Genomic DNA, 24,226 nt, shown 5'->3' with positions numbered 1-24,226 from the left:
ACAACACTTTGTAGATAAAGATGATTTGGGCTAAATAATGACTTAAAAACCACAAAACTCCCTATATTTTTAAGTTTTGTGGTTTACCTCGCCTCTCTAACTTACTTTTTTCATGTAATTATCCACAAGGTTAACAGGGGCCCAATCCACCTGTAAATGTTCAATATCCTGCATACCAATACCGTTTTCTTCATCTTGTAAACGCAATGCAGCTAACGACTCCACTAGATGATCCAATTTTTGTTGGGTTGAATGCGCATCTAACCCCTCTAAAGATTGCACATGAACAACAGTAGGCGCTATCGTATTCGGATACTGAAATATTTTCACGCTGCGTCCCTGCTCTGAAGTATAAATATATCGAGTTGCATTACTCCGGTGATCAGGTTCTTCTCGAGTGACGTCCTTATTAAAATTAATGAGGTAAATCGTGTTTTCACCGCCAAGGCTATACAGCGAATTCCAACCGACAATTTCACCATTAATAATAAAGCTATTTTTCCCACTGGCATCTGTTAACAACCCATTTGAACCATTGGAGATGAAAACATCATTTCCTTCACCACCATATAAATTGGTATCACTTGTTGACGCATAAAGAACATTATTCCCCTCAATACCATCTGGTATTGAAATAGCTCCTGTGACTGCTTGCCCTTTAAATACTCGTCCAACTCCACTTCTATCCCAAATTTTTTGCTCTGAACCACTTGTCCGAATAAACAAACGCCTAAATGGTGCATTCTCACTAATATGTATATTCTTTGCCTCTGTATCAATAATTGATGAAAAACTTAGCTCGTTAGAAAAATGTTTAAATTCATCCATAGGGTGCCAAATCTGCTCGGGCGCTAATTCTGTTTTATATTGGCGCTGTTCAGCAAGGTAGCGAACTAAATGAGCCATACCATCATTATGAATATGGATTGGCATATGTGAGGGTAATCGCTGGTGGTGATAAACTTGATTATTGTTATTTTTATTATCTTGGGGGATTTTTACTTTGACTGTCCGCAAATTAGATTCCGATGTATAAAGATGGTAAGTCTCTTCTCGTTGATTTATGACCTTATACTCTGTTCTAAAGTTAAATAAATGAATACGATTAAATCCAACTTGGTCTACTATCTCTGTATTACCGAGGCCTTTACTTCCATCGATTAAATAATGATCCCCACCTCCTTGTCCATCAAGTTTATCATTACCTAAATCAGATAGAATCAGATCGCTCTTTTCACCACCATATACATAATCATTACCGTTTCCCCCATACAAAACATTCGCCCCTCCATTGGCAATTACAATATCATTACCATCACCTGAATTTATGATATTTCCTGTCATGCTATTATCTTCAATGAGGTCATCACCATTGTTTGTATCTAAAATAGGATAGCGGGAATTATATCCCTTAGGGATTTTCATATAATCATCCCTTTCCGTGGGTAACTCCAAACATTCAACGGCCTCTACATCATGAAACTCTTGCCCCACTTTTATTTTAAATAGACTTCCATGACCATCTTTAATGTAAATGTCTTTACTCATTGGAAATGATAAATTAATAAGATTAATTTCAAGTTTTTCATTACTGAACTTATCATATAAAAATATTGATGTCCCTAATGCCTTAATATTAAACCCATTCTCATAAGGTAACAAAATTAGCACATCAAAATCATCTTTCATTTCTGGTTTAATATTTAAAAAATCAAACGTTATTTTACCTTTAAAAATTTGATCTGGGCTAACCTGATAAATATCTTTCCCTTTAGTAATCATAACATGGCTGTTTCTACTTACCATTAATAGATAGTCACCACTACTGCTTCCCTCATATTCTAGCTTACTTACTAACCCATGAAATTTAAAATCTCCCCATAGGGGTTGATGGTGTATTTTATTATCAACTGAAATCGTTTTTTCACTCTCATCAATACTCATTGTAGTAGCAACGCCCTTTTGATAAGTAATGTTGAAAATATTTTCACTGATAATATGTGAAGCACTTGAGTCTAAATCATTTAATTTAGTATTTAATACAAACCCGTCCCGTGTATGTAATTGATAGCGATGAACAATCTCTCTACCATTACTATGGCGTTTATACATGTTTTTTAAAGTAACATTCAATATTAATTTTTTGGTTTCTGACTCCGCTAATTTCATTTCAATAGCTAAGATGAGGTCATTACCAGAGATACACACCCCCTTGATTTCGTTTAATGTATACCCTAAGTTTACTCTGCTTTGGCTTTGAGTATTTTCAATAATTACAGCAGATAGCTCTAATAAGTTATTATTTAATTCATCTTGCTCATTGTACCAATCAACACGACGTAGAAAATAACTATCATCCCCTTCGCCACCATTAACTATTCCAGATTCAAATATTAACTGGTCATCTCCCTCCAGACCTTGAATAAAGGCAATTGTTGCCCCAGCATCCAATGTGTTGGGTTCTTTATTGCCTAATAGTTCTGCTTTCGTAGTTCTATCCCCAATTAGCATCACATCATGAACATTACGTAGATGTATCCGCTTAACGCCATGATTTATTAACGCTACTTCTGATGTCTCATTGCTCAAATTGATATCAATTTTACACTTAGATGGAATATCTTTAATAATTATGCCATTACTGCCGCCGTTACCATCAAAATAAATATCTTTGTTTTCTTGAACATCATACTTAAATAACAAGGACAAGTTTGTAATGTCATCCATTTCTCCTCCGACTAGAAATTTATGCCCTGTATTGATGTTAAACAAATTCCTTGAATTTTTTTTCCCAACGATAATATCTGTCCCATTTCCTGGGTTAAAACTAATGTTTTTTTGCTTTGCTTCTTTTTCATATCGATAACCAATATTTTGCATACCTTCATAAATAACCCTAGGGCTCTCACTCAACAACTCCCTTGCAATATCAATAGGTTGATTTAAAAATTCACTCCCTAGCCTATGTACTGCAATATTGCTATTAATATCTGGATGAGTAATATTGGTGTAATTATTTCTGGCTTGAAATAATCGTAATTCTGATGCCGATAAAGAACTTAATTGTGTAGCAACTGACTGCCTTTTTTTTAGCCTATAAGACGTACCCAAGTTATTTTTATGTAAGAACTCTTTTAATAATGAACTATCATATTCAGGGTTAAGCACAATAATATCGTTGGCAACCTCCTCACCAATGTCTTTATAATCGATAGGAGCCTTTTTATTCACAAGCCTAAAACGATAATTAAAATTCAGTTCATTAATGCTTTGAGGTTGAGTGCTTTTTATCCAGCGATTATCTTGAGGATCATAATGATAATTTTCCCGAATAAAATTAATTTGCTCGATAGTATAGTAAGGCCCAATTTCATCACTATATATATGACGAAGAAATACACTGTGATCCGAATCAGAAAATTCTATACTATTAATTATTCTTGAATTATCTCTATAATAAATATAATGCTTTATGTGTTCCTCAAGGATCGGTTTACCAACCAATTGCAAGTGTTCATCAAAACCCTGATATAAAAATGATGACTTGAAAGTATCTAAATCTTGTTGCCAATTTATATTTTTAAAGTAAGTTAAATGCTGTTTATAACTAAATCGATTTAATATATTGTCTGAAGGGGGAAAACCAAGTGCGGCACGAATACCTTCTCTAGCTTTTTCATCCCAGTCTAGAGACTCACCGAGTTCCTCTTCAATTTTTTCTACTGCGCGAATACCTGTATATACCATCCCTCCAATTAATAAGGAACCCGCAACAATTAAACCAACAACGGGTATTGCAGATGAACCAATGATTATACCAATCATAGTTACACCACCCACAGCGATGTTGGCAATTGACAATGAACCATTCACAATTAAATCTTGCCGATCTTTATCATTTGTAACTTTATCTAGCTGTTCGAATGCTTCACAAGCTTGATATACATCTAGACCCATTCCAATTAAGTTAAATATAATTGTAATACGAGCCGTAATTTTCGATGACACATTAAATGAGCCAGCTTGTTTATAAGCTAGCTTAAGTAAAATAGGTTGTAAGACCATATCTCCATAATTAAAAAATGCATTTGCACAGGCTAGATCAAGATTTCTCTGTATTTCTCGCTTTTCTTTCTCTGATAAATTAGGATTATCTAATTCATCTATCAACTGATAGACAGAATTGATCGTCAAAAATATTCCTGTAGAACCAACTCCTTGTCCGAAATGATTAGCCATTCTGGCATAGACTGGTAATTTAGCACCGACACGCCGTAAATCTTCCATGGCTGTCTCCATATTCGCCCAATCATCAAATTGTAATTTCTGAATAATCTGGAATTGTTCTTGTAGTACGGCCCTTGGTTGGAGCATTGAATTACCATCAATTCGTCTTGCTATTTGATCATCTTGTAAGCTCTTATTTAGCATTTTAATTAAATTAATATCCTTTTCATTGCCAGTTAAAAAGGCTAACTGAAATACTAATTTATCAGGATTAAATTTAACATTATCCTCCCAGTTTGCGAGCTTAGTATGTTTAAAATCTAATGGCTCGTTATCTATCGTAGCCCCAATATCTCTAAGCGTTTTCAATGAGGTGACCTGCTCGCCAAAAATAATTTCCGAGTTATCAGTCACTGATATTTCTGATAACCTGAAAACGACATCTAGCTCACTCATTATATTTTTCTGCATACTTTGGTATGCTTCACTCTTTGTATTTATAGATTTCACTTCGCCAAACAGGGCTTCGCCTACTTCATGTTTAAATCCTGCAATACTTCCTCTTGTGGACGCTGTACCATCCTCTTTGATTATTTCTTGGTTAATATATTCATTGAAAATATTAAATAAGTGTTGCTTTGCTTGGCTAAATTCTGAATGACTAATAATCAGCTCGACACCTGTCGTATCGGATAAAGTCAGAAAGTACTTATCATCGCACGAGTAGCTTGTAATTGTATATATTTCTTCATCACTTTGAAACGTGATGATTTGATTGTTCCCTATATTTTCAAATAAGACTATGTGAGATTGCTCGTTTATTTCATTAGAAACAGCGCCTAATAAATCAGAATTAAATTGATATATCTCATCAAACCGATTGAGTAATTTCAGCTCATTACTGGTAATATTATCCAATTCTTTTTTACGTGTTAGTTTCGTTAAAACCTCTAATTTATCATTAAATTGTAAACGTTGTTCATTAGTTAAATTACTATATTTTAAAAGATGTAAAAAATAGAGTCCTTCAAAATAATGTATCTCAACTGGTAATTTGTTGAGTGTAATGTCGAACCCGTCTTTAAATGATAACTGAGAGAGTGCTGCATAATTGGATTTTATTTTTTCATTTAAATCAATAATTAATTCAAACTCTTTTCTTAATGATTTTTTATCTGCAAATGGCATTTCAATATCTATATAGATAATTAAAAAGTCTTCAATATGTTGATTATATTCTTTTAACTTTATTGGGTCTTGAACTAATTTCAAAACTTCTGCATGATTATAACCTTGTCCACTTGGGAATAACTCAGACAAACGGCTTACAGACTGCTTACTTAGGTAATTTATTTTTTCAGGCTGGTGACTTAAAAATGCCAAAATTTCCTTTACTTCAATAACCTGTTGCTTAATCCCAGTAGTGCCATCATCAGAAAAAATTGAATCCCACATCTGGGAAAAATAGTTTTCATTCTCAGCATCACATATTTTGTTAATTCTTTTGCTGATGATCGGGTCATATGCTGCAACTTTTAATTTATCTTTATCAATACTCCCATCTTGGAATGTAAAGTGTCCTTTTAAATAAAGGTTTTTACTTATATCAATGTTTTCTATTAGCAAATTACCTATGCTAATATCCTCAAGTAATGCTCTTATTTTATGTCTTGTTTCAAAATTATTCTCTAAAAAGACTTTTGAATATATTCCATTTGTTTTTAGTTTACTTTTTAAATCATCAAAAAAACTTATTTTCTCATCTTTAGTTAATAATGATTTTTTATCGGTTAAATACAGTGAAATGCTTTCTGGCATTTTAAAACCATATCTTAATCTTAATACATTTAACGAGTTAGCATAGTTTTGTACATAACCAGGTTCAGGATGAAGATTATCTATTAATATCCACTGTTGTTTGGGTGCCTTGAGTAACTGCTCTATGTCACCATGCTCTAAGAAAAACTCCATTGTATTCGGATTTAACTGAAACAACAGTGTGCTATTCGGGAAATCCTTCAGTAGATCTTCCGTATATTTTTTCCCTACAATCCCCCTTCCTGTTCGAATAATGATTTTGATATTATCGTTATTTTTTTGCGAGTTAACATTCACATTGTCTTTATTGATCATTAACCATAATGGTGCTTCTAATATTCCAACATTCTCATATTCACGAAGTATTTCACGTCTAAAATCACTATTAAATAGAATGCCTTTCGTGTTTAATTTATTTTTAAAAATAGCGTATGCATCATGGTTAAAAGCCACTTTCTTAATCAAATCAATGTCGATTTTATACTCATTGTTTGGATCCCTAAAAATATCCATTGCAGTAGAGTGGTAATCTTTTATTAACTGCCAAACGTCTAGCTCACCACTTCTTAACTCATCGATAAAATATAAACTAGCATGCTTGCCATTAATATAGGCTTGTTGGTCAGTTTGGTTAAAATTAATTTCTAACCGCCAATTTTTAGTAGATTGCTTTTCTCCAGTTAAATCATATGGCCACGTTATTTTTTTACTGCCACTCGTGACACCGATAGGCCTATTATACCCCACGACTGGAAGGTATATTCCCTGTTTAGCTAATTCAACACTTGCCCTAAAAACAAAATTTTCATTTACGCCCCCACGGCCTAATTGGCAGCCGGCTAAAACAATCTTACTCGGTGGGTATGCTTTTAACACATGACTTTTAAGATACTTCAGCCCTGCAATAAGTTGGTATGCTTGGTACCCTTCAAAATAACTTTGCTGGTTACGTCCTTTATACTGCCCATGGCCAATAACCGCCCAACGTATTTTCCCTTTAATTTTAGTTTCTAAGTCACCATGTAGTACCTTCCATTGTTCATTTGCAATATCAAACTGTATTACAAGTGAATTATTAGGAAATTTCGCTAATAATCGACCCGTTGATTTAGCCGCAGTGTCATCACCTCCTATTTGAATCAAAACGTGATAATCATGTGTAGAGTCATTTGTTGGCTTACTCATTGAATGATGAGCAATTTTAAGCCTTGTAAATTCATCTATAGGATTAAACCAATTAGATATATTGTTAAGTTCAGAAGATTGTTCCCCTACTAATGGCCTACCATCTATATGTTCCGTTAAAAATATCAAATCTTTATTAATTATTTTATAATTAATTTTCTTATCATTTATATTTATCATCTGAATTTTCTGTCCATGTCAAATTAAAGCCCACCTTCAACTTAACAAGATTGCCACATCAGTAAAATATAAAAAAAAACAATTAAGATTAACTACAATTAACAATGATCAAGATAATTTCTCTATTGAAATATAAACCATTAAATCGATATGATGTGCAATCATTTAGGTTGTATTATGTTTACTTGTAATTATATGCATGTAATTATTTAGATTCACTTCTACTTTCTACGAGGGCCATATATGAACAATTTCGAATTTTATAACCCCACTCGTATCATTTTTGGTGAAGGTAAAATCAGCGAACTTGACCGAGTTGTCCCTAAAAATGCTAAGGTTCTTATTTTATTTGGCGGTGAAAGTGCAAGAAAAACAGGAACCTTAAGCGAAGTTGAGCAAGCTTTAGGGTCTCGAACATTCGACCATTTTGGTGGGATTGAGGCTAATCCTCGCTATGAAACCTTGATCAAAGCTGTCGATAAAATTGAAAAAGAAGGCTTTGATTTTTTACTAGCTGTGGGTGGCGGTTCCGTCATTGATGGCGTTAAATTTGTCGCTGCTGCGGTAAATTATCCAGGCGATAAATGGGAAGTAGTCACAAACAGAGGTGCGACCATAAAAACTGCGCTGCCTTTTGGTACAGTATTAACATTACCTGCTACAGGTTCTGAAATGAACAAAGGTTCTGTGATCACTCGTGAAGAACTGCATTCTAAACTTGCTTTTATGAGCGACCATGTATTTCCTCAATTCTCTATTCTTGACCCAGTAAAAACCTATACTTTACCGACTCGCCAAATCAGTAATGGCGTTGTTGACGCTTTCGTTCATGTTATTGAACAATATTTAACTTATCCAGTGAATGCCTACGTTCAAGATGCATTTGCAGAAGGTTTATTAAAAACATTAATAGAAATTGGCCCTAAAGCTCTTGAGACACCAAAAGATTATGATATTCGTGCCAATTTAATGTGGACGGCTACGTTGGCTTTAAATGGTTTAATCGGTGTTGGTGTTCCACAAGACTGGTCTACACATATGTTAGGCCATGAAATCACTGTGCTGTATGGTTTGGATCATGCACAAACACTCGCTATTGTTCTGCCATCTATGTTGGCCGAAAGATTACCACAGAAACAAGCTAAGTTAGCACAATATGCTGAACGAGTTTGGGGAATTACATCTGGTTCAGAGCAAGAGAAAGCATTAAAATCTATCGAGTTAACTCGAGCATTCTTTGAAAAAATGCAAGTAGGCACACGTTTTAGTGACTACCAGCTGACTCAAGATGTTATTGAACCATTAATCAATAGCTTGGCTGCACATGATATGGTGAAATTAGGCGAGCACCAAGATATTGACTTAGAGGTTAGCCGTCGTGTATATACGGCTACACTGTAATCTGATATTAAAGGAGCAATTGATACTGCTCCTTTCCCCTACACTTTTAATTTTTTGTTATTGTTAACTAAGCACCATAATAATAATCCTGCACATGATGCCATAACCATATTGAAATACAGACTATTAATCACCGATGCTTTTAACTGCAGAAAAGCATTTTCGTATGAAGAAGCCAATAAGCTATATTGCATAATAACAGAAGCCACTGTTGCCCCTAAAGCAGCCCCGACTTGTTGTAATGTCGCCATAACGCCTGATGCCATTCCTGAAAATGTTGAATTAACCCGTGATAAAATTAAGTTCAACATAGGGGTCATAATCATTCCTTGGGTAAACCCAATAAGAAATAATGCCGGCGTAATAATATTTAGATTGGTTGTTGGAGTAACAATGAACAGTAATCCAATGAATAGCAAATAGCTCAAACCATAGCCAATTGCCCCGCCCACAATAACCTTATCCCCTAAACAATTAGTCCATTTGGGCGTTAATAATGAAGATAGTACAAAGCCGATACTTGCGGGCACAAAGATCAATCCAGAGTCTAACGGCGTTAAGCCAAACCCACGTTGTAATAGTATGGATGTTAATAAAGGAAAGGCAGATGATGTCGCATAAACACATAACACGGTAAATAGACCAATCACATAAGCTTTATTAAAAAGTAGCTGGATACTCAATAATGGCACTTTATTTGCGCGTTCCAGCTTTCGTTCCCAAACAATAAACAGTAACAGAATTAAACTGCCCATGAGTAATAAACCACTACAGAGCCATGTCCATCCCCAAATTGGCAACATCAGTAAAGGAAACAGAACAATAGCAATTCCTATACTGGATAGTACAACGCCATACCAATCTAAATTAACACTCAGTTTTTTCCCCTCATATAAGTAATGGGACAGCCCTATAGCTACAGCACCAATCGGGATATTAATTAAAAATATCATTCGCCAGCCCAATTCTAGAACATTCATAGTAATCAGCCAGCCCCCTAAAGCCTGCCCAGCGATGGCAGCAAGACCTAATGTCATACCTAGATAACCAAACGCTTTTTTAGCTTGTGCTCCTTCAAAATTCACATGAATACTGGAATAAACTTGTGGAAATAATAAAGCAGCAGATAACCCTTGAATACAACGCGCGAGCACTAGAATTCCCGCAGTAGGAGCGACCGCACATAATGCAGATGAAATAACAAAAAATACCATACCTAGTCGATACAATGTTCTTTTGCCATATATGTCTCCTAATCTCCCTCCTGTTATCAATAACAAACCAAATGCTAGTTCATAACCAACAATAATTAGTGTTAATTCCGTTAAGTTTGCATTTAATGATTTTTCAATACTGACAATTGCAACATTAACAACAAATAAGTCAAAAATTGTCACAAAACCAGCTAGTAATAAGACCACCAATGCAATAATTTGATGCTTGTTCATCTGTTTCTCATTTCGACAATATAGGAAACGAGGACTATAATTGCTTAATTATCCTGATACAATTTAACCATTTATACTATTACTAAAAGCAATAGACTATGAAAGATAGACAAAGAACTCGTCCAGAACTTGCTGATTTTCTTAAAAATAAACGTGAAAGTGTTTCACCTGAACAACTCGGCTTACCTAGAAGCACTCGGCGTAGAACCTCGGGGTTACGGCGTGAAGAAGTCGCCGCTCTTGCTGGAGTTGGCCTAACTTGGTATACATGGCTAGAACAAGGTAGAGATATTGGCGTTTCTAACCAATTTTTGGATAACCTTTCGAAGGCTCTACTATTAAATAGCGCTGAACGACAGCACCTTTATTTACTTACACAAAATAGAGAACCCACAGCGACTGGCCAGACTGAACATCATGTTCCTGCCGCAATAACTCGAATGATAAATGACTTTCCTTCAGACTATCTTTGTTATGTTCTCAACTTACACTGGGATGTACTTGCTTTTAACGCATTGGCTGATAAATACTTCCATTTTTCAAGCGCAGAGCCCTACTATTGTAATTTTCTCTATTTGCTGTTTATGGATGAACGCTACCAAACTCGTTTTCCTAATTGGCCTCTTGTCACACAACAATTGTTAGCCAGTTTCCGACGCGACTATGCTCGGACGAAAAACAACCCTCACATTCAAAAACTGGTTAATACCTTAAGCTCAAAATCAGATTACTTTAATACCTTATGGAATAAACATGAAATTTATCAACCTTGTACGGGAATTCGTGAAATAAGTTACCAAAACTGCACTCAGCACTATGACTATACTTCGTTGACTTTTGATATAGACAAAGGAAATCGGCTTCTAGTTTATATGCCCAAAAAGCAAAAACTTTAAAGCTATTTTTTAAGGATAGAGTCTTTTTTGACCTAATTGAGTAATAAAGTTTTTCCTTTATTGTGTAGAATTACTCACTAGCATATAACATTCAATTAGGTTGTCGGTGTTTCATATTTCCAGATATTTAATTGAAAATGGTACATTAGCATCAGCAAAATATCGTTTTCAATTTTGAGCATTAATCACCATATCTCACCACTGTAAATTTAGGTATTTTATAGCTTACAGATAGTTTGAAACAAATATATAACAACAATTAATAAGTTAGGTTGTGAGCCATGTTATCTAAATTTAATATATCAAACAGTGCATTACTTGCATCGTCACTGCTCTTAACTATTGGGCGTGGTGCAACATTGCCCTTTATGGCTATTTACTTAACCCGCGAATATAAAATGGCTATTGATATTGTCGGTGTCGCAATGTCAATGGCTATGGTGGTCGGTGTTTTATTTAGCATGGGCTTTGGTATGCTAGCTGACCGCGTTGACAAAAAACGCTGCATGTTATCTGCAGTTATCGCCTTTATTTGTGGGTTTGTTGCAATACCTATCGTTAATAATGCAATTCTCGTCATTATTTTCTTTTCGCTAATAAATTGCTCTTATTCCGTGTTCTCAACGGTACTAAAAGCCTATTTTGCAGATACTCTTACCGTTGCATTAAAAGCAAAAATATTTTCCTTAAATTATACATTCATTAATATAGGTTGGACCGTTGGGCCACCTATTGGTACTTGGTTATTAATGTATAGCATTAACTTACCATTCTATTTAGCTGCAATTTCTGCCGCTTTCCCTATATTCTTTATACAGAGGTTTGTGCAAAGCATAAAACCAATACCTTTAGAAGAAGGCCAGATCCGTAAATGGAACCCTGTCGCTATGCTAAGAGATCAAGTCCTAGCATGGTTTATTTTATCCACCTTCTTAGGCTCATTAGTTTTCGGTACTTTTACGACTTGGATATCGCAGTATGCCATTACCGTTGCTAACAGCGACTTTGCCCAAGTGGTTATTGGCGTTATTTTACCTGTGAATGCAATTGTCGTTGTAACTTTGCAATATACGGTCGGCAAACGGATCACTCCAGATAATTTAAGAAAATTAATGACATTAGGTAGCCTATTTTTCATTTTAGGATTGGCAACCTTTATGTATTCTCATGAAAATTTATACCTTTGGGCTCTTGGCGCCTTTATTTTCACTCTAGGTGAGTTAATCTATGCCCCTGGAGAATATATGTTAATTGATAGTATTGCCCCTGACGGAATGAAGGCCAGTTATTTTTCGGCTCAATCTCTAGGGCTACTTGGTGGTGCATTTAATCCGATGTTAACAGGAGTTGTACTAACTGAACTTCCACCCTATTTTATTTTCATTATTCTTATGTTTATTACATTTTTAGCCTGGCTATCCATGTTAAATGGAATGCGTCTAAGAAAAAAACAATTATTAGTTGTCTGACCCCTCGCATTTTCTCCACCGAAAAACTATTGTCAGTGGAGAAAATACCCTATCTATAGTTTCTTTGCCCTTTCTCCAGAAGGAAAAACTAAAACAATAGCCGCGCTCAATAATACAATAGTCAAGATTATAGAAACGTTAAGATAATTTTTTGCAAAGAGTAAAGAAAAGATTGGTAATGCAGATAATAAAATCAAGTTGTTAACACTTTCGGATATAGACAAAATAAAACCTTTATTCTCTGCGCTTTTTCTTGCTAACATTGCTGTACTTATCGGTGATGCTAGACCCAACATCCCCCCTAAAACAGTTAAGCATAATCCATAACCAATTAACGAAAGCCACCCACTGAGAAATAAGGTAATCGTAACCATAATTATTAAAATAATAACCACGAGTTTTGCATTATTTGATGCTTTAATTTTTTCAATTTTTGTAACTAAGCCATTACCACATAATAGCCCAATTCCAAATAATCCCATTAAGCTACCGACCTCCACACTTTCTAAGTAGGATCGTTGCCTTAATATTTCACCTGCAAGCAAAAACATACAGACCGACACGCCATTCCATATGCTTTTAGCTAATATGAATCTGACAATACCTACGTGCTTAATCGCTTTAAAAGATAATTTTCTTCCGATCGTTTTTTGAGAGTGCGGTAGCGTAAATAACGCTATGATAAATACCAATAAGCATCCTATTGCGGTATATACAAATGGAGCATACCAAGCAAAATATTGAACTAATACCCCTGCAATGATAGGCCCTGTAATAATACCGACTGTCATTCCCATCATAATACTCCCCATTGCTATAGCCTGTTGACTTTCACTAATTACATCAGCAACAAGGGCAAAGATAACGGGAACAAGTGCGGCAGAAGCCAATCCACCGAGCCCCCTTAAAACTAGAGCAATCAATAAATTAGGCGCAAAAATGATAGCTAAACTGTCGAGCGATAATAACAAGAGTGCCATGAGCACAATTTTACGCCTGTCAATTCTATCTGATAAGAAACCAATAATAGGAGCAGCCAAGGTATAGGCCAAAGCATAAGCCGATATCAGCCAAGTAATCTGTTCGGGCTGAACATGAAACACAATTGCTAACGGCGATATAATAGCCGACAACATGAATTCTGCGGTGCCAACAAGGTATACCGCTACTGCAGATAAAAGCAGTAAGTAATGAGTGGAGGTCATAATATTCTCGTTTTGACATACATTAAATTTCCCAATCATCGCTATGATTGAGGTTATAGCGTTTTTTTAAGAAAATGAGAGAGTTTTTTGGTAATGAGTTGCTAGGGAGCAAGTGATGTTTAACGACTGGAAATATTGAGATAATTAGTTGAGACAGTAAACTGGAAGACAAACGTGAAGAGACAGCCATTAAACCTTAAACGTTAATTAAATTCAACTAACTTATGAAAAAGTTAAATAAATATTATCTATTGTTCAGATATTTTGAATACAGAAACAAGAATTAATAGCTAATTTTATTATTTCTATGTGTTTGAATACGTAATATCTCCTATATAAATAGGCTAACTCCAGCTATTAATCGATGATTATCCGCCTCCATATCAAAAAAAACTCTCACTAGCTATTTTATAATGCACAAACAATAACAAGATAGATGCTTCCATACTTGGTTATTAAATGAATTGAAAAGAACAGTTTATTTAATAATTAAATTAAAGCATGTTTAAGCTAACGGAAGGTGTATAAACATGAATATCACGACTCGGTTAAAATTTGTTTCATTTCTACAATTTTTTATCTGGGGATCATGGCTAGTTACTTTCGCGTCTTATCTCTTCAATACATTGCACTTCAAAGGCGGTGAAATTGGTCTGATTTTTAGTACATTAGGCATTTCAGCTTTATGTTCGCCAATTATCATCGGATTTATTGCAGATAAAATTAATAACCGAAAGCTTGTTTACGTTGCATCACATATTATTTCTGCTGTATTTTTAATCGCTATGGCTCATAGTCATTCAATAACCCTGCTATTTATTATGACATTAGTTCATCTAATGTTTTATATGCCAACTATTTCTGTTTGTAATAGCATTGTTTTTGAAATGTTGAGTGCCAAGAAACTCGATTCTGATGTCTATTTCCCCAAAATACGAGTTTACGGTACTGTAGGCTTTATTGTCGCTATGTGGACAATTAGCTTATTAAAATTGGAAATGAGTTTTTATCAATTATATGTCGGCGCAATTGCATCGGTTGTGCTCAGTATTTTTTCTGTATTCTTTATTTCAACGCAGAGCTGTAAAATTGAGAAAAAAGGAGAAAAATCCAGCTTTAGTTGCCAAAATATTATTTTACTATTTAAAAAAGGAAGAGTAGCGGTATTCTTATTTTTTGCCATGCTATTGGGATCTGTCTTACAAATTACCAATACCTTTGGCGTCCCCTTCTTACAAGATATGGCATTAATGCCCGAAGCTAGAGGCTCTATTTTTTCTGAATATCCCACTATCTTTTTATCAATATCGCAATTTTCTGAAATCATCTTCATTTTGCTTTTACCTCTGCTACTCAAAAAGTTCAAAATTGAAACCATCTTATTCATGAGTATGATTGCGTGGATTTTACGATTAGGTTTATTTGCCTATGGTGATTTCACTGTAATTGGTACCATCGCTTTATTTTTGTCCATGGTTGTATACGGCTGCGCATTTGATTTCTTTAATATCGCTGGCTCGCTATTTTTGGAAAAAGAAATTGCTCCCGAATTTAGATCAACAGCTCAAGGAGTATTCACCACATTAGTTAACGGTTTTGGTACTTTTTTAGGTGCTGTATTATGTGGTTGGGTTATCGAATTAAATACGGTCAATGGCGTGGTGGATTGGAAAACTTTCTGGATGATTTTTACGGGGTACACGGCTAGCTTCACTCTTATTTATTTGGTTTACTTGTTTTATTCTAAAAATAGCCAACCAAAAACGACTATTTAACAACTGATAGCCCCCTTATTCATTAGACATATTTACAGAATAAGGGGCTTTATATTATTTTAAACTTGTGACTTTTAATGCTTCCCCTAATATTTTAATTGCATTGCGTCGCCTTGCGATTAATGGAAGCGCATAATTTATTCGTAAATGATTAAGGAAACATCCACCAGTCGAGAAATGTTCCCCGGTTAGAACAGTGACTTTATTACGATGTAGAATATCGAGTAATTTACGATTATCAACCGGTAGATGTTCAACCCACAATGAAAATCCTCCTTGTGGCCGCGAAATACGAGTATTAACAGGAAAATGGGTTTCAACTAACTCTTTATATTGGCATTGTAGTTCACTATAATGCTGTCTCATTCGGCGCAAATGCAAAAAATAATGCCCTTCCTTTAAGAAGTTCGCCATAACTTGCTGCATAAAAATCTCACCAGAGCAGTGAGATAAATATTTTAAATGCAGAACTTTCTCTTTATATCTCCCGGGGATTATCCACCCCGTACGAGTACCTGGTGCAACCGTTTTTGAAAAAGAACTACATAAAATTACATGTCCATTGTTATCTAGCGATTGTATTGTCGAAGGCCTTGGATACTGATACGCCAACCCTGCGAGGCAATCATTTTCAATTACTGTTCCATGATATTTTTCAACAATATTCAATAAACGTTGTTTGTTATTATCAGGCATGATACAGCCCATTGGGTTATTGCAACTCGGCGTCACAACAACTGCTTTTACTTCCCAGCGTTCGAATGCTTCCTCTAGCCTATCGAGGTCTATTCCAGTTTCAGGGTCAATAGGAATTTCAATAATTTTCCGACCTAAGCCATACAACGTTTGTAACAATCCTGGAAATGTTGGCGATTCAACTGCAATAACATCATTACCTTGTGTACACGCTTGCAAAGCGATTGATAATGATTGATGACCACTCGTCGTGGTCACAATATCATCAGGCGTAAACAGATGACTATCATCGGAAATTAAATGAATTTGTTCTCTTAAGGACGCTAGCCCTTGCAAGCTATCATATTCCAGAGTTAGGGAAAGTTTACGACGTGCAACCATGGTCATTTCTTGCCATAGTGGCTCTAAACTTTTATCTTCTATATTAGGGACGGCACAAGATAATGATGTCACACCATGCCGCTCAGATACACGCAGAAAATCCATTGTTGGATTCCATTGAGCAACTTGGACAGGTTTTTGAATATAATTTGCCACTTTAGGCAAAAGAGCTTCTGTTTTTTCTGGTATCACAAAATACCCTGATTTAGGTACTGCATAAATCAGTTGTAAACGTTCCAGCTCACGGTACGCGAGTTGTGCAGTAGTGATGCTGACTTGATGAGTGCGCCCAATATCCCTCACTGACGGCATCTTTTCACCGCTAAGAAACTCACCTTGTTTAATTTTTTCCTGTAGTTCTTGTGCTATTTGTTTGTACAGTAACACATTATAAACCCTTCTCATTTTCCCATAAGGATAATGTAATACAAAAATGACTGAATTTGATCTGTATTTTGCAAAAAAACAAATCTGTCACTTTTTTAAAAATGTTCGCCATGCAATTCTAAATATAAATTCGTACTTTATTAGGAATATTTATGGAATATGAAAAAAACACAAGAGGAAAGCCATACCCTAAATTCATCTTATTACAACCTATTGTTTGGATATTTAAGAAAGCAAATACTTTTATTCGAGAAAAAAGACGTGAAAAATATAAAGGACAAAAAATATAGCATTATTATCAACCGTATAAAAAAACATATTACCTGGATAGTTTTTAATGGGTTTGTAATGGGTTTTTCACATATCAATAAATGAAAATAGCTACTTCTAAAAATAATATTTTAGTTTTAGATATCATATTGTATTTACTAATACAGCACCCATTATATATTAATATAGGTGCTGTTAATCTTAAATATTCTAGCTAAAGTAATTTATTAGACATAATGATATGAAAACTATGGCCACCCATGATTTTCTTAGCTATCATTAACTATTATCTGCCTTATACTGGGCTTCTTTTAGCAATAGCGCTTGTTTTCGATCAATGCCCCAACGATAGCCTGAAAGATCACCATTACTTCTAACCACTCGATGACACGGAATAGCGACAGCTAACATATTTGCACCACAGGCATTAGCTACCGCTCTGACTGCACTAGGCTTGCCAATTTTCTCTGCAATATCTCTGTAGCTTACCGTTTCTCCTAATGGAATATTTCGTAAAGCTTGCCAGACGCGCTGTTGAAATGCAGTACCTTGAATGTCTAATGGTAAATTTAAACCAATTTCAGGTGCCTCGATAAAACCCACTATCTGAGCTACCAGTTGTTCAAAACCGTCATCTCCTCCAATCAGCTCTGCTTTTGGGAATTTATCCTGTAAATTATTCAATAACTGCTCAGGGTCATCCCCTAATAAAATAGCACAAACACCTATCGGACTTTGTGCAACGAGTAGTGTCCCCAATGAGCAAACTGCAAGAGCAAAATAAATTTTATTACCACCGCCACCTGATTTCCATTCACTTGGTGTCATACCTAATCGTTTAGATGAAGCTTCATAAAAGCGACTATTTGATTGATAACCCGCATCATAAATAGCGTCAGATATTCGTTTTTTTTCTTGGAGCTGTCGTTGCAATGCTTTGTGGCGAAAAGCATCCCCGTATGCCTTTGGGGTTAACCCGGTTTGTGCTTTAAATAAACGATGTAAATGGTAACGGCTCATACCAATATAATCAGCTAAACTTGCCAGACTCACCGCTTGCTCCTGCAGTTCAATATAACGGCAAGCTTTTTCAATTTGTTCTTGGTAAAATTGGGCTAATCGTGAATTTTCTGCTCGAAAACGTTTTCCAGCACGATAGCCTTGTTTAATCGCTTGCTGTTCACTATCGAAAAATTCAACGTTATTTCTATTTGGTAAACGCCCAGCCGCAGAAGGATGGCAATAAATAGCTGATGTTTTTACACCGTAAATAAAATGACCATCTGCGGCTTTATTTCGTTCAATTACCGCTTGCCATCTCTGTTCCGGTGTTTTCCACAAATTTTTAGCTGTCATCATGCCACCCTCCGCTAGATAATTACATTAATTATGGCAAATTTCAGTACCAAAAAACTCCGAACATTGCTTTTTAATTCAGATTGTATTTATCCAGTGCGATAATCCTTTTAATTTATTGAACTGTAACTTTATGATAATCATCAGTTGAATAAATGTAATTAAATTAGTCATATGCAATTTCAGTTTCTACTTTAATATCGGATTTTTTGCGAAAAGAAACCAGAATAACCAAAATACCTAAAACAGCAACGAGTGCTCCCATAAAACTAATCATTGAATAGCTATACCCGTAGGATAAAACTACCCCTCCAATTGCTGCACCTATAGCATTTCCTAAATTAAATGCCCCAATATTAACGGAAGAAGCTAAGGCTTGAGCCCCTGTAGCTGCATTCATAACTAACATTTGAATTGGTGGTACAATACCAAAACTAAAAATACTCCATATCATTAGGCCGACACCCGCACCAAAAGCATTTATCGCAATAAATGGGAATATAGCCATACTTAATGCCAACATAATGAAAAATATTATTAAAGTGCCAAAGAGCGACTTATCTGCAAATAATCCACCAATATAGTTACCAATAGTAAAACCTACACCAATAATCACTAACATCATCGTGATCATTTGGTCTGAAGCCTGAATAAAACTCATTAACATTGGTGTAATATAGGTATACAGCGTAAACATTGCACTTGCACCTAAGACAGTAGATAACATGCCTAACAGGACTTGAGGGCGACGTAAAATACGCAATTCACTTTTTACATTTACTTTTGTCCCCATTAGGTTACTTGGTAAAGCCCAAATTAAACTAATAATCGTCAGAATGCCTAAAATTGAAATTAAATAAAATGCCTGCCTCCATCCCACAACTTGTGTTAATTTCGTCATCAGAGGTACTCCTCCGATATTGGCTATTGTTAGCCCCATAAACATAGCCGCTATTGCACTTGCTTGTTTCCCCGGAGGAACCACACTTGCCGCAACAATTGCACCTAATCCAAAAAATGCGCCATGATTCAAACTCGTCACGAATCGTGAAAGTGACAGTGTCACTAAATCAGGTGACATTGCCGATAATACATTCCCAACAGTGAAGATCGACATCAAAAATACTAGTGCTACTTTAGGCCGCTTTTTTACCAATAATAGTGTCATAATAGGAGCGCCAACCATAACGCCAAGGGCATAAATAACCACTATCACACCCACAGATGGAATACTTTCTTGTATATTATCAGCAATATAAGGAAGCATTCCCATTGGCGAAAACTCTGTTGCTCCAATAGCAAAAGCCCCTATTGCTAATGCTAGTAATGCCGTGTTAATTCTCATATAAAAACCTTATTGAAATAATTTATTAACATTTTTATTAATGAGCAGAATTTTTTCACATTGATACTCAATGAAAAAGGCGTTAAGGTGAAAATAACTTTTGCCGGATATGCAATAATGAAAATAACTTTTGAAGAGCTTCAAGCCTTTATTAGCGTTGTAGATTGTGGTTCTATCACCGCAGCTGCAGAACAATTAAACATGACGATATCGACAGTAAGTCGTTTATTACTCAGGCTTGAAGAAAAAATAAATACGACGTTAATCTACCGAACAACTCGTTCGATTAAACTCAGTGATGAAGGTGCTGCATTTTTGCAGAAATCGCGAAAAATAGTTGAACTAGCTCAAGAAGCTGAAGATATGCTATCAATACGGCAAGCTATTCCTTCAGGTAAATTACGTATAGATGCATCAACCCCCTTCCTTACACATGTTATTGCCCCGTTGATCCCACAATTTTATGCACTTTATCCGCAAATCGAACTTGAAATCCATAACTATGAAGGGATTACTAATCTATTAGAAAAACGAATTGATGTTGCATTTCGTATTGGCACACTCAAGGATTCATCACTCAATGCTACTTTACTGGGCTTTAGCCAGAAACGTTTAGTTGCTAGTCCTTCCTATTTAGAAAAATATGGCGTACCACAGAGCGTTGATGAATTGAAAAAACATTGCCTATTAGGTTTTACTCATCCAGAGTCCTTAAATACATGGCCTGTTACGTCGCATGATGGACAGTTATTAAAAATTACCCCCGATATTGCAGGTGCCAGCGGTGAAGTTTTATTTCACCTTGCTATTCAAGGTGCTGGAATTCTATGTTCTGCTGATTTCGTCACGCAAGACGCCTTCGCAAGTGGGGAGTTAGTACAAGTGTTAACAAAAGAAACCATTGAGATCCGTCAGCCCATAAATGCAGTTTATTACCGTAACCAAGCTGTTTCGCCACGGCTGCGCTGTTTTATTGAGTTTATAAAAAAGTACTCAACAAAAATTGAACCATACTAATGTTATTTATTTCCCTGCTCTCTTTGTGCAACTCGTTTTTTAAATCCCGTTAATGTCATTCCTGTATGCCGTTTAAAATAGCGGCATAAATAGGATGTATCTTCAAAATTTAATTCATCAGCAATTTGCTTAATGGACAGATTACCAACTTCTAATAATGCTTTTATTTCTAGAATAACTTGCCTATCAATTAATACTTTTGGCGGGTCATTAAAGAAACTTTGACTAATCTTAGATAAGTAAAATGGCGTAATAGACAATTTTTCAGCATAGAATTTTACTTCTTTATATTGTTTACAGTAAATTGTAATTAAGTCCCAAAAACGCCAGCATAGTTGCTCTTGGCGGCTTTTATTTTCTGGTTTACTAAATGTGTGTTGAGTATGATGATTAATTTCTAAAAATAAATTTTGCAAATGATTTTTTAACTGTAATAACCCATGTTCGCCCCAGTTATGCACTATAGCTAGAAGAATATACCTCCAGTTTTCAAGTAGCTCCACTTTTCCTAATGGCGTTGAAATAACAGGAAAATCATTAAAAAAAGCAAACAGTTGACGTGGTAATGCATAAGCAATTTCTGTTGCTAGCTTTTTATCAATCAACCAATATTCCAAACGAAAATTGCGTGTTTTGGCTTGCAGCATTGCAAAGGAGTCATCATATAAAACGATAATATCGTTTTTACGTACCGGGTGCCGTTTAAAATTAATATTGAATACTGCATGTCCTTGCTTGCATATACAAACCGTCACATAAGATGTCTTAATCGGTTTACATTGCATTTCATCCATATTGCTTTCACCAATCCGAATGGCTTCAGGCAAATCAATCTGATAATTTTTTAAATGCTGCATGATTATTGTGCTTTAATTTGCTTCATATGACGCAAGCATAACAAAAAAGTTGCCATAAGTACCCAAAATGAACAAGTTACGCCCTTATTTTATTTCCATAAATACCTAAAATGGTCTCCAAGTTTAAAAACACCTTACGAAGAGACTAGAAAATGGTACTTACAACAAATAGGTTAGTATTGCGTCCTTGGCAAGAAACAGATGCCGCTGATTTATATTTCTATGCAAGAGATGAAAGAGTTGGCCCAATCGCAGGTTGGCCAGCTCATAAAAGTGAAGAAGAGAGTCTTTCTATCATCAAGAATATTTTTATGCGTGATGAAATTTACGCTGTAACGTTAAAAAATGAAAACCAAGCTATTGGTCTGATTGGATTATCATTTAGCCATGAAAGTAATTTCCCCATTGGGGAAAATGATGCAGAAGTTAGTTATTGGATTGGTGTACCCTTCTGGGGTAAAGGCCTTATACCAGAATCAATTAACGCCATCATGCACCATGCATTCACTAATTTAAAATTAGATAATTTATGGTGCGGTTACTTTCAAGGTAACGAACAATCTAAAATTGCCCAAGAAAAATGTGGCTTCAAATACTATGCAACTCTTGAACCTCAATTTATTGAATTAATTGGTGAAACTAAGACAGAAGATGTCAGTAAAATAACCGCTAAAGAGTGGCAAGCTCGACAGTAATATTTGATTCCATCTATACATATGGCCAGCATTTATCTGTTTGGCCTTTTTCTTATTAATTTATTGCCACAACTCATTTCAAGCTGAATAAAATTATTCTACCGTGTTCCTATTAATGCTATGATTTTTCGATAATTATAAAATTCATACTTTCACTAGGATCACAGGTAAACACATGCAGGACTATGGTATTTGGACCGTTATTACCCCCATTGTGACGATAATTTTGGCGATATTAACTCGCCAAGTCATGCTTTCATTAATGTTAGGAATACTCGTTGGTTTTACTGTTATTCATGACCACAATCTACTATTAGGTGTGCAAGGTACTGTTGATGGTATTATTGATACGTTTTCATCGGCGGGGAATACGCGAACAATTGTCTTTATGGTCATGATTGGTGGGATCATGAGACTTGTTGTCGTTACAGGCGGAGTTCGCGCTCTAGTTCAGTTACTCACAAATAAAACAAAACTGATTAAAAACCGTAAATCTACTCAATTGCTCGCCATTATCATTACCTCTCTTATTTTTATTGAAAGCTCTATTAACCAGCTAGTAGCCGGAGCTTCAACTAAGAATCTCGCACGACAATATGGCGTTGCCCCTGAAAAAATGTCCTATATTATCCAAACGGCGTGTGTTTCTGTTTGTTCCTCCGCCATTATTAATGGCTGGGGAGCGGTAATAATGGGGTTAATCGGGGTACAAATATCCCAAGGGCTGATTCAAGGTGAACCTTTTGATATTTTAATTACTTCGATTGGATACAACTTGATGGCATGGCTATCCATTATAACTATTCTATTCTATGTATTCACTAACGTTTCATGGGGCCCCATGAAAAAAGCGGAAGAAAAATATCAACAGAATTTCATTGCAGGGAATATTTCCCAATTACAAAGCCAAGATAGCGAAGAAGAGATTATTGACCATCCTAATGCTCATTCCTCATTAAACTTTTTTATTCCTATTTTATCGACGGTGTTAATGGTACCTATTGCTCTGTATATTACAGGCGACGGTGACTTTAGCAAAGGAAGTGGATCGACTTCCGTATATTGGGGTGTCATGTTTGGTACAGTGGTTTCTTTCTGTTGGTTTGTCGGCCGACGCCTATTAAATATTGATGCGTTCTTCAAAGAGTTGTTTATCGGTTATGCCAACATGCTAAAAATTAGTTCAATTATGATTTTAGCATTCTTAATGGGAAATGTTTCTGCTGAGTTAAATACAGGTGCTTATATTGCTGAAGTTACTCAGGGCGTTATGGCGCCAGGGTTTTCTATTGGCTTTATCTTTATAATTAGCGCCATTATGTCTTTAGCAACAGGTACCTCTTGGGGAACTTTCGCTATAATGATCCCTATCGGAGTTCAATTAGGCCTGTCTGTAGGAATGCCTGTTGAATATATGATAGGTGCAGCAATTTCTGGCTCAATATTTGGTGATATGACCTCTCCAATCTCTGCGGATGCTATTGTTGCCTCAATGGCGACAGACTGCGAACATATTGAACATATCCGAACACAAATGCCTTATGCACTTGTAACGGCCAGTGTTGTACTTGCTATTTACCTTTACCTTGGTTTCTCTTATTAATTATTGGGAGTTTAG

At 35.5% G+C, this 24,226-nt stretch carries 15 protein-coding genes; 8 read left to right on the top strand and 7 right to left on the bottom strand.

Annotated elements, in window-relative coordinates:
• Positions 1–96: 96 nt before the first annotated feature.
• Positions 97–7,410 carry a C80 family cysteine peptidase gene (locus PR800_RS11470; RefSeq protein WP_272530850.1) on the bottom strand — a complete coding sequence of 2,438 codons (7,314 nt, stop codon included), beginning with the start codon at positions 7,408–7,410 and terminating at the stop codon, positions 97–99.
• Positions 7,411–7,653: 243 nt separating this feature from the next.
• On the opposite strand from PR800_RS11470, the gene PR800_RS11465 reads away from it, so the two are divergent.
• Complete coding sequence (locus PR800_RS11465; RefSeq protein WP_272530848.1) at positions 7,654–8,811, top strand: iron-containing alcohol dehydrogenase; 1,158 nt, start codon at positions 7,654–7,656, stop codon at positions 8,809–8,811.
• Between the two features lie 38 nt (positions 8,812–8,849).
• On the opposite strand, the gene PR800_RS11460 is transcribed toward PR800_RS11465, so the two are convergent.
• Positions 8,850–10,259 (bottom strand): MFS transporter, encoded by a 1,410-nt coding sequence (locus PR800_RS11460; protein WP_272530847.1) that lies wholly within the window; start codon positions 10,257–10,259, stop codon positions 8,850–8,852.
• Positions 10,260–10,357: 98 nt separating this feature from the next.
• On the opposite strand from PR800_RS11460, the gene PR800_RS11455 reads away from it, so the two are divergent.
• Together PR800_RS11455 and ydeE are read left to right on the top strand one after the other, a co-directional pair.
• Complete coding sequence (locus PR800_RS11455; protein WP_102138538.1) at positions 10,358–11,155, top strand: helix-turn-helix transcriptional regulator; 798 nt, start codon at positions 10,358–10,360, stop codon at positions 11,153–11,155.
• 281 nt (positions 11,156–11,436) lie between these two features.
• On the top strand, positions 11,437–12,624 hold the full coding sequence (gene ydeE / locus PR800_RS11450) for an efflux MFS transporter YdeE (RefSeq protein WP_166267421.1): 1,188 nt from the start codon (positions 11,437–11,439) through the stop codon (positions 12,622–12,624).
• A gap of 53 nt (positions 12,625–12,677) precedes the next feature.
• On the opposite strand, the gene PR800_RS11445 is transcribed toward ydeE, so the two are convergent.
• Positions 12,678–13,829: an MFS transporter gene (locus PR800_RS11445; RefSeq protein ID WP_272530846.1), complete on the bottom strand. Its 1,152-nt coding sequence runs from the start codon at positions 13,827–13,829 to the stop codon at positions 12,678–12,680.
• A 530-nt stretch (positions 13,830–14,359) separates the two neighbouring features.
• Between PR800_RS11445 and PR800_RS11440 the strand changes: the two genes are divergently transcribed.
• The gene (locus tag PR800_RS11440; RefSeq protein WP_102138535.1) at positions 14,360–15,604 is read left to right on the top strand and encodes an MFS transporter; all 1,245 of its coding nucleotides are present in this window, start codon (positions 14,360–14,362) and stop codon (positions 15,602–15,604) included.
• Positions 15,605–15,658: 54 nt separating this feature from the next.
• On the opposite strand, the gene PR800_RS11435 is transcribed toward PR800_RS11440, so the two are convergent.
• Entirely contained in the window at positions 15,659–17,068 is a 1,410-nt protein-coding gene (locus PR800_RS11435) for an aminotransferase-like domain-containing protein (RefSeq protein ID WP_231068302.1), read from the bottom strand.
• Between the two features lie 152 nt (positions 17,069–17,220).
• Here PR800_RS11435 and PR800_RS11430 point away from each other — a divergent pair, with 152 nt between their 5' ends.
• Positions 17,221–17,358 carry a hypothetical protein gene (locus tag PR800_RS11430; RefSeq protein ID WP_166267429.1) on the top strand — a complete coding sequence of 46 codons (138 nt, stop codon included), beginning with the start codon at positions 17,221–17,223 and terminating at the stop codon, positions 17,356–17,358.
• 259 nt (positions 17,359–17,617) lie between these two features.
• On the opposite strand, the gene ada is transcribed toward PR800_RS11430, so the two are convergent.
• Both ada and PR800_RS11420 read right to left on the bottom strand, forming a co-directional pair.
• A complete protein-coding gene (gene ada / locus PR800_RS11425; RefSeq protein WP_407072556.1) occupies positions 17,618–18,697 on the bottom strand; it encodes a bifunctional DNA-binding transcriptional regulator/O6-methylguanine-DNA methyltransferase Ada in 1,080 nt (359 codons plus the stop codon).
• Between the two features lie 163 nt (positions 18,698–18,860).
• The gene (locus PR800_RS11420; RefSeq protein ID WP_272530845.1) at positions 18,861–20,039 is read right to left on the bottom strand and encodes an MFS transporter; all 1,179 of its coding nucleotides are present in this window, start codon (positions 20,037–20,039) and stop codon (positions 18,861–18,863) included.
• 117 nt (positions 20,040–20,156) lie between these two features.
• On the opposite strand from PR800_RS11420, the gene PR800_RS11415 reads away from it, so the two are divergent.
• Entirely contained in the window at positions 20,157–21,056 is a 900-nt protein-coding gene (locus PR800_RS11415; protein WP_181489781.1) for a LysR family transcriptional regulator, read from the top strand.
• 2 nt (positions 21,057–21,058) lie between these two features.
• Here PR800_RS11415 and PR800_RS11410 read toward each other — a convergent pair whose 3' ends face one another.
• Complete coding sequence (locus tag PR800_RS11410; RefSeq protein WP_210848078.1) at positions 21,059–21,913, bottom strand: helix-turn-helix domain-containing protein; 855 nt, start codon at positions 21,911–21,913, stop codon at positions 21,059–21,061.
• Between the two features lie 152 nt (positions 21,914–22,065).
• On the opposite strand from PR800_RS11410, the gene PR800_RS11405 reads away from it, so the two are divergent.
• Both PR800_RS11405 and PR800_RS11400 read left to right on the top strand, forming a co-directional pair.
• Entirely contained in the window at positions 22,066–22,608 is a 543-nt protein-coding gene (locus PR800_RS11405; protein ID WP_166267431.1) for a GNAT family N-acetyltransferase, read from the top strand.
• 175 nt (positions 22,609–22,783) lie between these two features.
• The gene (locus tag PR800_RS11400) at positions 22,784–24,211 is read left to right on the top strand and encodes a Na+/H+ antiporter NhaC family protein (protein WP_102140321.1); all 1,428 of its coding nucleotides are present in this window, start codon (positions 22,784–22,786) and stop codon (positions 24,209–24,211) included.
• The last annotated feature ends 15 nt before the right edge of the window (positions 24,212–24,226 follow it).

It is taken from the genome of Providencia sp. PROV205, from assembly GCF_028479505.1.
Classification (GTDB): Bacteria; Pseudomonadota; Gammaproteobacteria; order Enterobacterales; family Enterobacteriaceae; genus Providencia; species Providencia huaxiensis.
The sequence above is the reverse complement of the archived record's forward strand: the minus strand, read 5'-3'. Positions and strand labels throughout refer to the sequence as shown.

Bases quoted from the DNA above. Each gene is read 5' to 3' on its own strand.
- PR800_RS11470 (WP_272530850.1), bottom strand. From the start codon at position 7,410: ATGATAAATATAAATGATAAGAAAATTAATTATAAAATAATTAATAAA.
- PR800_RS11465 (WP_272530848.1), top strand. From the start codon at position 7,654: ATGAACAATTTCGAATTTTATAACCCCACTCGTATCATTTTTGGTGAA.
- PR800_RS11460 (WP_272530847.1), bottom strand. From the start codon at position 10,259: ATGAACAAGCATCAAATTATTGCATTGGTGGTCTTATTACTAGCTGGT.
- PR800_RS11455 (WP_102138538.1), top strand. From the start codon at position 10,358: ATGAAAGATAGACAAAGAACTCGTCCAGAACTTGCTGATTTTCTTAAA.
- ydeE (WP_166267421.1), top strand. From the start codon at position 11,437: ATGTTATCTAAATTTAATATATCAAACAGTGCATTACTTGCATCGTCA.
- PR800_RS11445 (WP_272530846.1), bottom strand. From the start codon at position 13,829: ATGACCTCCACTCATTACTTACTGCTTTTATCTGCAGTAGCGGTATAC.
- PR800_RS11440 (WP_102138535.1), top strand. From the start codon at position 14,360: ATGAATATCACGACTCGGTTAAAATTTGTTTCATTTCTACAATTTTTT.
- PR800_RS11430 (WP_166267429.1), top strand. From the start codon at position 17,221: ATGGAATATGAAAAAAACACAAGAGGAAAGCCATACCCTAAATTCATC.
- ada (WP_407072556.1), bottom strand. From the start codon at position 18,697: ATGATGACAGCTAAAAATTTGTGGAAAACACCGGAACAGAGATGGCAA.
- PR800_RS11420 (WP_272530845.1), bottom strand. From the start codon at position 20,039: ATGAGAATTAACACGGCATTACTAGCATTAGCAATAGGGGCTTTTGCT.
- PR800_RS11415 (WP_181489781.1), top strand. From the start codon at position 20,157: ATGAAAATAACTTTTGAAGAGCTTCAAGCCTTTATTAGCGTTGTAGAT.
- PR800_RS11410 (WP_210848078.1), bottom strand. From the start codon at position 21,913: ATGCAGCATTTAAAAAATTATCAGATTGATTTGCCTGAAGCCATTCGG.
- PR800_RS11405 (WP_166267431.1), top strand. From the start codon at position 22,066: ATGGTACTTACAACAAATAGGTTAGTATTGCGTCCTTGGCAAGAAACA.
- PR800_RS11400 (WP_102140321.1), top strand. From the start codon at position 22,784: ATGCAGGACTATGGTATTTGGACCGTTATTACCCCCATTGTGACGATA.